The sequence below is a fragment of the Inediibacterium massiliense genome (assembly GCF_001282725.1).
GTDB classification, from domain to species: Bacteria; Bacillota; Clostridia; order Peptostreptococcales; family Thermotaleaceae; genus Anaerophilus; species Anaerophilus massiliensis.
The window spans coordinates 257,231-270,120 of record NZ_LN876584.1 but is presented as its reverse complement, the minus strand read 5'-3'; the positions used below and the strand labels follow the sequence as shown (position 1 = coordinate 270,120).

Here is a 12,890-nt window from a genome sequence, read left to right as displayed (position 1 = left end):
TTCAAAAACAAAGGAGCCAAAAAGATATTTATGTTAAATATCTCTTTGGCTCCTTTGCCTTTTTAAACACTTCATTGTGTTTATGATTCATTTTTAAAATCAAATACCACTTTAGTTCCATTTTTATCAGACTTTATAGTAATATTTCCTTCTAACTTGTCTTTTACAATTTGTTTGACAATATTTTGTCCCAAACTATTTTCTCGAATATCATCTACATGATACCCCACTCCATTATCTATGACAGATATAGTTGAAGAAATAGTCCCTCTTTTAATTTTAATTTGTATAGTACCTATTTTTCGATTCTTAAAAGCATGTTCTACTGAGTTTTGCAATAATTCATTGACTACTAATGCAATAGATGTAGCTTGATCTGAATTCACGAGAAAAGGATCTCCCTCTACCTCTATTGCAATATCTTTTTCTGGATCCATCCCATAATTAATAGTAGTATCTTTTAACTTACATATAATCGTCTTAATATCTACATGATCTACACCATTTTGAGCCAACAATTCATGAGTAAGTGCAATACTTAAAATTCTATTAATACTTTCATGAAAAGCTTTTTTAACTAAATCATTGTCAATCCTTCTACATTGAAGTCTCAACAAACTTGCTATAGTTTGAAGATTATTTTTGACTCTATGATGTATTTCTTTTATGGCCACAGATTTTAAAATTAATTCTTTTTCTTTTTTCTTTTCCTCCGTTATATCTTTTATCAACATATTTACACCATCTACCATATTCTTTTGTGTTGTGACCGCATATCTAATTTGAAAAGAGAAATTCCCAAAATTTACTTCAGATGTTTCACAAAATTTCTCTTGTATAATCTTTTGAAAAGAAGTCTTATCTAAAACTAAATTATTAAAATTCATTCCTATAATATCATCTTGATAACCTATTTTTTTATATATTTCTATTGCTCCTGGATTTACATATGTGGCAATTCCTTTTTTATTAAAAGTTACAATTCCTTCGTGAATATGTTGCGTAATATTATGTTCATTATAATATTGAAAAGCAACCAAAGTTTCCGTTAATTGTTCTGTAGTTTCTGATAAAATATCCATTTGTTTATGCGTTTTAATCATTTTACTTGCATCTTGCTCTGTAATAATCACTCCAATAATCTTTCCATCATCATTTTTAATAGGAACTGTATTTTGAATCACTGTTTTATTTTCTTGTGTAACGGCTTTTAAATTTCTTGTTGGAATTCCTATATTTAAAGTTCTTAAAGCTGCTGGTTCATCTTTTCTACAAGCAAACTCTCCAACTACCCATCTATCATACATAGACGCACTATTGGTAGGCTTAGCCTCTGCTACTACTACAGCTTTATCAGGATCTTTTGTTAAACAATCTATAAATACATCTGCTCTTAATAAATCTGCAATAAACAAAATCTTTTTTTCTATATCCTTCAACCTTTGAATATCTTCATCTTGAAGCTCTGTATAAAGTTTACATAAATGTCTTAACATATGTTTTCCTCTTAAAGTCCATTATTCATAATAATTGCATGAGCAATCATCTGCATTGGATGCCTTTTATCCATACTTAATTTCCTAATTTTATTATAAGCTTCATCTTCAGATATTCTATGGTTTTTAACTAGTATTCCTTTTGCTTTTTCAATTAACTTTCTTGCTTCTAATTTTTCTTTTGTTTTTTCTATATCCCCTTTAATTTTTTGAATCTCTTCACTTTGAGCCAAAGCTACCTCTATAGCTGGAAGTAAATTTCTTTCATCTATAGGCTTAACGATATATGCCATTATTCCTATTTCTTTTGCTTCTTCTACAAATTCTTTACTACTGTATGCTGTCAATAATGCTATACAATCTGCAAGGTCTTTTTCCTTGATAACCTTTGCTGCTTTCATTCCATTTAAGAGCGGCATTTTTACATCCATTAAAACCAAATTAGGTTTAAATTTCTTACATAATTCAATCGCATCAAACCCATCAGAAGCTTGGCCTACTACATCGTATCCAGCCTCTTCTAATATTTCTCTAATATCCATTCTAGTAATAGGTTCATCATCGGCTATTACTATCCTTTTTTTCATTATTTCTCCCCCTTTAGGTCTATATGCATCCTAAAATTTTTTTTAATGCTTCTATCCCTTTATTATGAAGAGCACTTACTGGAAAAATTTCTTTTACCCCTGCTTGAACAAGACATTCTTCCGCTCTAATAACATTTTTATGGTTTTCATCTATTTTTGTAATAATACCTATAACAGGTTTTGTAAAAATACAAGCAAATTTAGGAGGGAAAATACATTCCACATCTGTACAATCATTTATGAAGCCAATTATATCACAATCATAAGATGATGTGATCAAAGCATTGTAAAATCTTACATTTTCTATATATTCACCTGGAGTATCTAAAATATTCTTTTCATATTCTATTGTCTGAGTTTTTTGATACTCAATATCATAATGATTCAAAACTTGCATAAGTGTAGTTTTTCCACTGCCACTTTTTCCTACCAGCATAATTTTTTTCATTTTGACACTCCTAAGATTTAGTAATTTGTGTAGGGGTAAAAGATAATGTATTTTCTAATAAATTTAATACTTCTTTTAAGGCAGCTTCTACACTAGATACATCTCCAACAATTACTAAAGATCCACTAAAACGATCTACGAAACCTATTTCTACTCCAGCAGACTTGGTCGCTACATCAGCTGCAATAATAGCTGCTTCGCTAGGAGTAATTGTAAGAATCCCTATCGCATCATGATATTCTCCACAAAGACCAATTTTTTTGTATATATTTTCTTGAGGGTTCGCTATTAAATGTGCCAGGGTAACCTGTTTTCCTGGAACATATTCTTGTATTACTCTTTGTTTTTCATTATTTTTCATTTTATCACCCTTCTAAGAGTTCATTTATAAAAAAAGAGCTTGACAAAGAAAGACATCGTTTTCCTTGCAAGCTCCATTGCTCATTTTTATGCACCCCATTGTGCAATACATATTTTAATATAATTATTATAACATTTTTATATTTCAGATACAACATTTTTTTACAAATATTTTTACTTTATATAGTTTAGTGAATAATTAAATTTTTTAGGTATATGCTTTTTGTGTGAATTTCCTATTTATTACAAGTAAACCCTTGAGTCTTATTCATTTCTATTATCATTATAGTCGCCCTTTCTAAAGATTGTTTTGTTAGCTCTTAATATAATACTAGAAAATGGGCGACTTTTTTTATTAGTAATTTTAGTTATTCAACAACCTATTATAAATTATTGAATCATCTTTTCAAATTCTTTTAATGTAGTATATGAATAAATACTAATTCTGTTTAAAATAAAAGGATGATCTCCTTTTTTGACTTTTCCATCCCAAATAGTAAAGCCAAGTTCAAATTCAAGTTCTTTTAGCATTCTGAAAGTTTCTACACTATATTGACCATATGGATAAGCAATTGCTTTTGTATCTAAAAGCTCCATACTTTTTTTAAGATCTTTCACAGCTTCTTCTTTAGGCTTAGATACTAAATAGCTTTGATCATATTCATCTACTGCATGCATCTTGTGTGTATGGCTGGCAAATTCAAAAACATCTTTATAACTATCCATACTTTTAAAATCTATATGTTGCATTTTATAAGGAGAAAAAGGAAGATCTTTATCTTCTATTAAACCTGTAATTGCAAAAATAACTCCTTTAAAATTATATTTTTTTAAAATAGGATAACCATATTCTGTATTGCTTTTATATCCATCATCAAAAGTAATCATTATACTGTTTTTAGGAAGAAGAATTTCTCCTTTAATAAAACGCTTTAATTCTTTTAATGTAACCGTATAATATTTTTTATCATGTAATAATTTCATTTGCCTATGAAATTCATCTATAGATAACACACATACATTTTCTTTATCTTTATTGTTATATTCCTTTAATAAATGATGATACAAAAGTACAGGCACTTCCTCAGCATATAGATTTTCTCCTAATATAGAATCCGCTATAGATTTTTTTACATATAATCTGTCATTTATTTTGTTAATCGGTATATAAAGTATTAACTTTTGATTTTCTGATTCTATATTATTTCTTCCTATATGAAAATTCCCTGTATATGAAAGATTCGTAAGCATTATATCTTTTTCTCTTACTTCAACTACAAACCCTTCCTTTTCAAATACCCATAAAGGTACATCTAGATCTTCTTTGTCATAATCAGATTCTTTAATTTGTACCGTATGAATAATGGTTTGTCCTTTTGCTTCATATGGTATACACATCATTAAAATAAATACAATCATCATACTTGATATATATTTTTTCATAATTTTCCCCTTTCATCTATCTCTGTATTCATAAATATGTTTGATTCACACTATACTATAATAATACAAAAAAGGAAAAAATAACAGATGATTTTCATCTATTATTTTTTCCTTTTGATCATTTGTTCCGTTATTTCCATTAAAAAATATTTATAGCTCGAATCTTTTATAGATTCTAAATTTTTTCTGGCTTGATCTATAAAGTATATAGCTTCATCATATGTTTTCTGTAAAATATAATGCTCTTTCAAAAGTTGTACAATTTCTGTATACCTATTTTCTATTTCATCTTTTTTTATCATTTCTTCTATCCATTCTTTATATCCTTCATTTTCCATCAACTTGATAATAGGAAGCGTTATATTTCCTTCTTTTAAATCCGCTCCTATTGGTTTTCCTAATACCTTTTCATTCCCTGTAAAATCTAGAATATCATCTATAATTTGATACGCATATCCGACGTTTTCACCATATAATTTTAATGCCTTCACTTCAGTAATAGAAGCTCCTCCTATGATTCCTCCAATTTGAGTACAAGCAGCTAACAAAACTCCTGTTTTTTTATAAATTCTTTCATAATAATCTTTTTTGGTTTGATGAATATTAAACTTATTTTTTGCTTGTACAATTTCTCCATCACACATTTTACTAATTGCATCTACTAAAATCTCCAAACTTTGAAAAAGTCCATATTGACTCAAAACTTCAAAGGCTTTTGCAAATAAAAAATCTCCTACTAAAACACCTACATGATTTCCATGTTCTATATGAATCGTAGGCTTATTTCTTCTTGTATGGGACAGGTCAATAATATCATCATGTACTAATGATGCCATATGAATACATTCACATGCTACAGATGCCATCACAGCTTCCTTTACTAATGGACCAAAACATAGTGAAGAAGATAATAAAAGAGCTGGACGAATTCTTTTTCCTCCTGATAATACATTGTTTTTACAAATATCATATATATTTTGACTACTATTTCTTATAAATTGATCAAGCTCTTCTTCAAACCATTTCATACCTTCTATTTCTTTAATATTTATTTTATTTATCGTTTTTAACAAATTTTAAACCTACTTTCTATAAATGATTATTTATAGAGTATTTACTAATATTGACTTTTATAAACATAAAAAATTCGCATGTTCCTATCGGAACTGCTCATGGCGCCAACGAAATCTTTTCATTTCATTCATGATTTCCGTTGCTTAAAATTTGATGAAAATATAACTTTCTAAAGTTGTCATGATTTATTCAGTTATATAATTTGCTAAACAATATAAAAAAGCAACTATAGTAATAGTTGCCAGACTGTTGACAAAGTATTGTTTAGCAAAGTCATAAAAACAAGGAACATTTATTGAGAATTTGTGAAAATATAGAATACGTAAGAAAATGATTAGCATTACACTGTTTGAGCATAGCGAGTTTGTAATGCTATTTTCGAGCGTTTCTTTATATTTTCCAAATTTGAAAATGAGTGACGTTTTTTATGACTTTGTCTACAAGCTCGCAACAATAGAAATAGTTGCTCTTTTAAAATTGTTTCACGTAAAACATATTTATACAAAAAAACTAAAATATCTGGAATTAATAAACTCCTTTTTCATGAAAAAACTCTTTATATTTGTGATCTGTAACTAAAATATGATTTTCAATCCAATCTGCTATAAATTTAATCATTTCTAAAGTAATTCTTTTTTGTTTTTCCTCAATATCTTGATTTTGCAACTGAATAACCTTATTTACAAAAGATTTATGTTGTCTTTTGTGACTTTTTATATTCTCGTAACCATGTTGTTCCATTAATTTTTCTTCATAATCAAAATGATATACAGTATAATCACTTAATTCATGTAAAACTTCCATAATCTCATCATATCGATCTTCACTATCTTTTAATGTCAATATTCCATACAATTTTGATCCAATTTGTAAAAGCTGTCTATGTTGCTTATCAATTTCACCTACTTCACAACTATATTCATCTCTCCATTCAAACATTTTTTTCTCTCCTTTAATTCTTATAATTCTGTTTTATTTAATTCTTTTCTAAATTTTTCGATAATTTTCTTTTCCATTCTAGATACTGTCATTTGAGATACATTTAATAATTTTGCTGTTTCTGTTTGTGTTCGGTTGTCAAAAAATCTATATTTTATGATTTTTATTTCCGCTTCATTCATATTATTCATACTTTTTTTGATAAAATCCTTATTTTCCATCATATCAAAATCTTTATCATCTGATCCTATTAAATCCTTAAGCTGTACATCTTTATCATCTCCACCTGTATCATAGCTTACATCTAAAGATTGAGGTGTATAAACCTGACTTGCTTCCATAGCTTCTAATACTTGATCCTCTGTACATCCTAAGTACTGTGCAATATCTATCACTTTAGGAGTTCTTTGAAGGGTCTGGCTAAGCATATTTTTAGCTAGATTTATTTTTTTAGAAAGCTCTTGTATTCTTCTAGGAACTCTTATGGTCCATCCCTTATCTCTAAAATATTTTTTTATTTCTCCTATAATAGTTGGTGTTGCAAAACTTGAAAATTCAAATCCTTTTGTAATATCAAATCTTTCAATAGCAAAGATGAGGCCTAAAGATGCAATTTGATAAATATCTTCATATTCAATTCCTTTATTGATATACTTTTTTGATAAAATTTCAGCTATATATAAATACCTATGGACCAACTCATTTCTTATACTTTTATCCCTCTGATCCCGATATAATTGAAAAAGTTCTTTTTCATTTAAATCTTTTAGGGAATTGGTCTCTATATTTAGAACAGCACGAGAAATATTTTTCATTAAAGATCATCCCCTAGATATTTGATCATTGTAATTTTAGTTCCTTTTCCAACGCTAGACATTATTTGCACATCATCCATTAAAGATTTAATGATAAATATACCTAGCCCTCCTTCTTTTGGATTTGATAAATCAGGTTCTTCAATTTCACTACATAAAAATCCATAACCTTCATCCTCTACATGAATTTCTATTTTTTCTTCATCTACTAAAAACTCAATTTTAAAATTTTGCTCTCCGTTATTTATCCCATGTTTAATAGCATTTGTACAAGCTTCTGCAATAGCCACTTTTATATCTTCAATTTGTTCTATATTAAATCCCATTCGACAAGCAATTGCAGATGCTGTTAAACGAATGACATTTACATATTCTGGTTTACTCGGAACTGACATTGAGAAATGATCTCCCATTTTTTTCTCCACCTTTTCTGTACTTTTTATATTCTCCATAAATTTTTATTCCCCTTCTATTAAAAAAATTTTATCTAATCCAGTAATATGAAAAAGCTTTGAAATATTAGGTCTTGGATTTATAATTTTTATATTCTTTTCTTCTATTTTTAATCTTTTTAAAATTCCTATCAATACCCCTAACCCTGTACTATCTATATAAGTAAGTTCAAAGCAATCTATTTTTAAATCCGTCATTTGTTCATCTAATATTTTATTTAAGCTTTCTTTTACTTGATTTGCCGTATAAATATCTATCTCTCCCTGAAGATTTACAAGCCAAACATTTTCCTCTTTTTGATAGTTTGTTTGAATATGAATAGACATAACAAAACCCCGCTTTCATTCGTACACATATTTTTAGTATATTTTTACCCACTATTTTTTATACAAAACAAAAAAAACACGCAAAAGTCATATACTTTTGCGTGTTTACTCTTCTTCTGCTTCTGGAATGACTTTTGCAATAGAAACAATATAATCATCTTCATCTACTCTCATAAGAGTTACACCTTGAGTAATTCTTCCCATAGTTGGAATTTCATTTACTTGAAGGCGTATGATCACTCCGCTTTTATTAATGATCATAATCTCATCGTCGTCTGTTACTACTTTTGCTCCTACTAATTTACCTGTTTTTTCTTTTTTATTATAAGTAATAAGCCCTTTTCCACCTCTAGCTTGACTATGATAATTTTCAAGGGAGCTTCTCTTTCCAAAGCCAAACTCACTGACTACTAATAAATCACTACCCTCTTCTACTAACTCCATAGCCACTACTATATCATCTTCATCAAGACTCATACCTTTTACGCCCATAGCAGCTCTTCCCATATCTCTTACATCTTTTTCTTGAAAGCGTATAGCTTTTCCATCTCTAGTAATCATCATGATCTCTTTATTGCCATCTGTTAATTTCACACTGATTAATTCATCATCTTCTCTTAAATTAATAGCAATTAAGCCTGCTTTTCTAGATGTATCAAATTGAGAAAGATCAGTTTTTTTGATGATTCCTCTTTGAGTAGCTGCTAATAAAAATTGATTTTCTTCAAATGTCTTAACTGGAATCACAGCTGTTACTTTTTCATTTGGAAGAAGTTGAAGCAAGTTCACAATTGCAGTTCCTTTTGCTTGTCTTTTTGCTTCTGGAATTTCATAAGCCTTTAATCTATATACTCTTCCTCTGTTTGTAAAGAAAAGAAGATAATTATGAGTGGAAGTAATAAATAATGTTTCTACAAAGTCTTCTTCTCGTGTAGTAAGACCTGTAATACCTTTTCCACCTCTTCTTTGACTTTTGTAAGTATCTGCTGGAAGTCTCTTTACATAACCAAGATGAGTAAGAGTAATCGCTACCTCTTCTTCGTCAATTAAATCTTCCATATCTATTTCATCTAAGGCAGCTGTAATAGCTGTTCTTCTCTTATCATTATAAGATTCTTTAATTTCTAGTAATTCTTCTTTAATAATATTCAAAAGAAGTTTTTCATTGGCAAGAATCTCTTTGTAATAATTAATAAGTTGAATTAATTCCTCATATTCTGCTTCTATTTTTTCTCTTTCAAGTCCTGTAAGCTTTTGAAGGCGCATATCTAATATAGCTTGTGCTTGCCTTTCAGATAAACCAAATTTTGTAATTAACCCTTCTTTCGCTTCAGCTACATTTTTAGATCCTCTAATCAGCTTAATCACTTCATCAATATGATCTAGAGCCACCTTAAGCCCTTCTAATATATGTGCTCGATCTTCAGCTTTGTTTAAATCATATTGTGTTCTTCTTGTGACAACATCCTTTTGATGCTCTAAATAATAATAAATCATATTATATAGATTTAAAATTTTAGGTTCATTATCTACTAAAGCAATCATAATAATACTAAAAGTATCTTGAAGTTGTGTATGCTTATATAATTTATTTAATACAACATTGGCATTGGCATCTCTTTTGAGTTCAATGACAATACGCATACCTTTTCTATCACTTTCATCTCTTAAATCAGATATTCCTTCAATTTTTTTATCACGAACAAGCTCTGCTATCTTTTCAATGAGTCTTGCTTTATTTACTTGATATGGAATTTCTGTTACAATAATTTGATTTTTACCTTTATTGGTTTGCTCAATTTCAGCTTTACCTCTTACAATTACTTTTCCTTGTCCTGTTCTATAAGCTTCTTTGATAGATTCTTTTCCCATAATAATTCCACCTGTAGGAAAATCAGGACCTTTCACAATTTGTATTAAATCTTCTACATTAGCCTCTTCATCATCTATAAGTTTAATAGTTGCATCAATTACTTCTCCTAAATTATGAGGAGGAATAGATGTTGCCATACCTACAGCAATTCCATTAGAACCATTTACTAAAAGGTTTGGAAATCTACTTGGTAGTACAGATGGCTCTTTTAACTCTCCATCAAAGTTTGGTGTAAAATCTACCGTTTCTTTTCCAATATCTTTAAGCATTTCTAATGCTATTTTTGTCATTTTGGCTTCTGTATAACGCATAGCAGCAGCTCCATCTCCATCAATAGAGCCAAAGTTTCCTTGTCCATTTACCAATAAATACCTTATAGAAAAATCTTGAGCCATTCTTACCATTGCATCATAAACGGCACTATCTCCATGTGGATGATACTTGGCCAAAACGTCCCCTACCACACGAGCAGATTTTCTATGAGGTTTTTCAGGAGTCATGCCTAGTTCATTCATAGCATATAAAATCCTTCTATGTACAGGTTTTAGACCATCTCTAACATCAGGAAGAGCTCGTCCTACAATTACACTCATAGCATAGTCAATATAGGATTTTTTCATTTCTTCTTCTATGTCAATCTGAATAATTTTACTTTTTTCCTCGGTCATTACATTTCCCCCTCACTACACATCTAAGTTGCTTACATGTTTTGCATTTTCTTCAATAAAGTCTCTTCGGGGCTTTACTTTATCTCCCATAAGGGTTGTAAAAACATCATCCGCAGCTACTGCATCATCTACAGTGACTTGAACTAATGTCCTTCTTTCTGCATCCATAGTAGTATCCCATAGCTGTTCTGGATTCATTTCTCCTAACCCTTTGTATCTTTGGATATCTACATTTCTTCCTATTTCTAGTAATAACTTTTCAAGTTCTCGATCTGAATAAAGATAATATTCTTTTTTTCCTTTTTTCACTTTATAAAGAGGAGGCTGAGCAATATATACATATCCGTTTTCAATCAAAGGTTTCATATATCTATAAAAGAATGTAAGTAGCAATGTTCGAATATGAGCACCATCTACATCCGCATCTGTCATAATTACTATTTTATGATATCTTAATTTTAAAATATCAAATTCTTCTCCTATTCCACACCCAAAAGCTGTAATCATAGCTCTGATCTCATTAGAGTTTAATATTTTATCTAATCTTGCTTTTTCTACATTCAATATTTTTCCTCTTAGTGGAAGAATAGCTTGGGTATTTCGATCACGACCTTGCTTTGCAGATCCTCCAGCTGAATCTCCCTCAACTAAAAAAACTTCACTAAGGGCTGGATCTTTTTCTGAACAGTCTGCAAGCTTACCAGGAAGAGATAGTCCATCTAATGCGCCTTTTCTTCTTGTAAGCTCTCTAGCTTTTCTTGCAGCTTCTCTAGCACGAGCAGCTTTTATAGATTTTTCTATAATCACTTTTGTTTCTTGTGGATTTTCTTCGAAAAATCCCTGCAAAGCTTCAGTAGTTACAGCTTCTACAATTCCTCTCATTTCACTATTCCCAAGCTTTGTCTTTGTTTGTCCTTCAAATTGAGGTTCTGTTAATTTTACAGAAATGACACAAGTAAGTCCTTCTCTAATGTCTTCTCCCATTAAGTTTTCTTCTTTTTCTTTTAATATATTATTTTTTCTTGCATAATCATTTACTACACGAGTGAGAGCTGATTTAAATCCAATAAGATGTGTTCCTCCCTCATGAGTATTAATATTGTTTGCAAAAGCATAAATATTTTCTACATATTTATCTGTATATTGCATAGCTACTTCTACTTCTGAATTTTCTTTTTTTCCATCAAAATAAATAACACTTTGATGAATAACATCTTTGTTTTTATTTAAATGCTTTACAAATTCCTTGATTCCACCTTCATAATGAAATACTAATTCTTTTTCACTTTCTTCTCTTTCATCAATTAATTTAATTTTAATTCCTTTATTTAAAAAAGCCATCTCTCTTAATCTATGCTCTAATGTTTCAAATTTAAAATTTGTATCCTCAAATATTTCCTTGTCTGGTAAAAATCTAGTTTTAGAACCTGTATAGTCAGACTCACCTATTACTTTTAGTTCTGTAACAGTTTTTCCTCTTTCATACCTCTGATAATAAACTTTTCCATCTCTTCTTACTTCTACTTCCATCCATTCCGATAAGGCGTTTACAACAGATGCTCCTACACCATGAAGTCCACCAGATACTTTGTATCCTCCACCTCCAAATTTTCCTCCTGCATGAAGTACTGTATGAATAACTTCTACAGCAGGTTTTCCCATTTTAGGGTGAAGATCTACTGGCATTCCTCTTCCATTATCTTTGACTCTTATAGAGTTTTCTCTTCCTATCACTACTTCTATCACACTACAATATCCAGCTAAAGCCTCATCTATACTATTGTCTACAATTTCATAAACAAGGTGATGAAGTCCTTTAGGTCCTGTAGTCCCTATGTACATACCTGGTCTTTTTCGAACAGGTTCTAATCCTTCGAGTACTTGGATCTGCTCCGCACCATATTCTTGTTTGATTTGTTCTGTCATTTGTCTACCCCCTACTTTGTGAATTCATATCACACAAAAAAGCTAGGGACTTTTTATCCCTTATTTTCCGTCATCTTTTAAAAATTTGATTTTTACCTATTTACACAGCTATCCTTTGAATTATGAATTTCATCTATAAAATTAGATCTTTTTTGAAGGGTGATGGATGAGATAGGTGAATAGTATATAATCGTTTTTACTATTTTTTCCATTCCTTTTCTTTTTATTTGTACTTCTTCCGTAATCACATATGATTTTATTTTTTCATCAGATATTTTTATAACAAAACCTTCTTCTTCAGCAGTTTTAAAAAATTCTTTACTATATTTTGACTTTTGAATGGAATCTGCATCAATAATGGATATGATATTTTGAATAGGGATTACTATATCCTTCCCTAAATGAAGAAACATGAGAACGCCTCCTTAAAATTACTCCAAACTATATTATAACCTTTTATCTGAACATATAAAAGCAAATTT

General features: G+C 29.6%; 13 protein-coding genes. All 13 read right to left on the bottom strand.

Translation table 11 applies throughout. The features are described 5' to 3' along the window. Window positions 1-80: 80 nt before the first annotated feature. Window positions 81-1,496, bottom strand: a complete 1,416-nt coding sequence (locus BN2409_RS02805; RefSeq protein WP_053955140.1) for a sensor histidine kinase — start codon at window positions 1,494-1,496, stop codon at window positions 81-83. A gap of 11 nt (window positions 1,497-1,507) precedes the next feature. Further along, on the bottom strand, window positions 1,508-2,083 hold the full coding sequence (locus BN2409_RS02800) for an ANTAR domain-containing response regulator (RefSeq protein WP_053955139.1): 576 nt from the start codon (window positions 2,081-2,083) through the stop codon (window positions 1,508-1,510). Between the two features lie 19 nt (window positions 2,084-2,102). Beyond that, window positions 2,103-2,531 (bottom strand): EutP/PduV family microcompartment system protein, encoded by a 429-nt coding sequence (locus tag BN2409_RS02795; RefSeq protein ID WP_053955138.1) that lies wholly within the window; start codon window positions 2,529-2,531, stop codon window positions 2,103-2,105. A 10-nt stretch (window positions 2,532-2,541) separates the two neighbouring features. Continuing rightward, on the bottom strand, window positions 2,542-2,892 hold the full coding sequence (gene eutS, locus BN2409_RS02790; RefSeq protein ID WP_053955137.1) for an ethanolamine utilization microcompartment protein EutS: 351 nt from the start codon (window positions 2,890-2,892) through the stop codon (window positions 2,542-2,544). Window positions 2,893-3,281: 389 nt separating this feature from the next. Continuing rightward, window positions 3,282-4,334 carry a polysaccharide deacetylase family protein gene (locus BN2409_RS02785; protein ID WP_053955136.1) on the bottom strand — a complete coding sequence of 351 codons (1,053 nt, stop codon included), beginning with the start codon at window positions 4,332-4,334 and terminating at the stop codon, window positions 3,282-3,284. Between the two features lie 101 nt (window positions 4,335-4,435). Then, window positions 4,436-5,407 (bottom strand): polyprenyl synthetase family protein, encoded by a 972-nt coding sequence (locus tag BN2409_RS02780; RefSeq protein ID WP_053955135.1) that lies wholly within the window; start codon window positions 5,405-5,407, stop codon window positions 4,436-4,438. A 526-nt stretch (window positions 5,408-5,933) separates the two neighbouring features. Next, entirely contained in the window at window positions 5,934-6,347 is a 414-nt protein-coding gene (locus BN2409_RS02775) for a bacteriohemerythrin (RefSeq protein WP_053955134.1), read from the bottom strand. A 20-nt stretch (window positions 6,348-6,367) separates the two neighbouring features. Then, the gene (locus BN2409_RS02770) at window positions 6,368-7,162 is read right to left on the bottom strand and encodes a SigB/SigF/SigG family RNA polymerase sigma factor (protein ID WP_053955133.1); all 795 of its coding nucleotides are present in this window, start codon (window positions 7,160-7,162) and stop codon (window positions 6,368-6,370) included. Beyond that, the gene (locus BN2409_RS02765; RefSeq protein ID WP_053955180.1) at window positions 7,162-7,575 is read right to left on the bottom strand and encodes an ATP-binding protein; all 414 of its coding nucleotides are present in this window, start codon (window positions 7,573-7,575) and stop codon (window positions 7,162-7,164) included. Before BN2409_RS02765 ends, BN2409_RS02770 begins: the two co-directional genes overlap by 1 nt. 45 nt (window positions 7,576-7,620) lie before the next feature. After that, complete coding sequence (locus BN2409_RS02760) at window positions 7,621-7,941, bottom strand: STAS domain-containing protein (RefSeq protein ID WP_053955132.1); 321 nt, start codon at window positions 7,939-7,941, stop codon at window positions 7,621-7,623. Window positions 7,942-8,046: 105 nt separating this feature from the next. Then, window positions 8,047-10,482, bottom strand: coding sequence for a DNA gyrase subunit A (gene gyrA, locus BN2409_RS02755; protein ID WP_053955131.1), 2,436 nt, complete (start codon window positions 10,480-10,482; stop codon window positions 8,047-8,049). A 15-nt stretch (window positions 10,483-10,497) separates the two neighbouring features. Beyond that, the gene (gene gyrB / locus BN2409_RS02750; RefSeq protein ID WP_110942908.1) at window positions 10,498-12,408 is read right to left on the bottom strand and encodes a DNA topoisomerase (ATP-hydrolyzing) subunit B; all 1,911 of its coding nucleotides are present in this window, start codon (window positions 12,406-12,408) and stop codon (window positions 10,498-10,500) included. A gap of 92 nt (window positions 12,409-12,500) precedes the next feature. Next, complete coding sequence (gene remB / locus BN2409_RS02745; RefSeq protein WP_053955130.1) at window positions 12,501-12,821, bottom strand: extracellular matrix regulator RemB; 321 nt, start codon at window positions 12,819-12,821, stop codon at window positions 12,501-12,503. Between the last annotated feature and the right edge of the window lie 69 nt (window positions 12,822-12,890).

Excerpts from the sequence above, each read along its gene's own strand:
- BN2409_RS02805 (WP_053955140.1), bottom strand. The coding sequence starts at position 1,496 with ATGTTAAGACATTTATGTAAACTTTATACAGAGCTTCAAGATGAAGAT.
- BN2409_RS02800 (WP_053955139.1), bottom strand. The coding sequence starts at position 2,083 with ATGAAAAAAAGGATAGTAATAGCCGATGATGAACCTATTACTAGAATG.
- BN2409_RS02795 (WP_053955138.1), bottom strand. The coding sequence starts at position 2,531 with ATGAAAAAAATTATGCTGGTAGGAAAAAGTGGCAGTGGAAAAACTACA.
- eutS (WP_053955137.1), bottom strand. The coding sequence starts at position 2,892 with ATGAAAAATAATGAAAAACAAAGAGTAATACAAGAATATGTTCCAGGA.
- BN2409_RS02785 (WP_053955136.1), bottom strand. The coding sequence starts at position 4,334 with ATGAAAAAATATATATCAAGTATGATGATTGTATTTATTTTAATGATG.
- BN2409_RS02775 (WP_053955134.1), bottom strand. The coding sequence starts at position 6,347 with ATGTTTGAATGGAGAGATGAATATAGTTGTGAAGTAGGTGAAATTGAT.
- BN2409_RS02770 (WP_053955133.1), bottom strand. The coding sequence starts at position 7,162 with ATGAAAAATATTTCTCGTGCTGTTCTAAATATAGAGACCAATTCCCTA.
- BN2409_RS02765 (WP_053955180.1), bottom strand. The coding sequence starts at position 7,575 with ATGGGAGATCATTTCTCAATGTCAGTTCCGAGTAAACCAGAATATGTA.
- BN2409_RS02760 (WP_053955132.1), bottom strand. The coding sequence starts at position 7,941 with ATGTCTATTCATATTCAAACAAACTATCAAAAAGAGGAAAATGTTTGG.
- gyrA (WP_053955131.1), bottom strand. The coding sequence starts at position 10,482 with ATGACCGAGGAAAAAAGTAAAATTATTCAGATTGACATAGAAGAAGAA.
- gyrB (WP_110942908.1), bottom strand. The coding sequence starts at position 12,408 with ATGACAGAACAAATCAAACAAGAATATGGTGCGGAGCAGATCCAAGTA.
- remB (WP_053955130.1), bottom strand. The coding sequence starts at position 12,821 with ATGTTTCTTCATTTAGGGAAGGATATAGTAATCCCTATTCAAAATATC.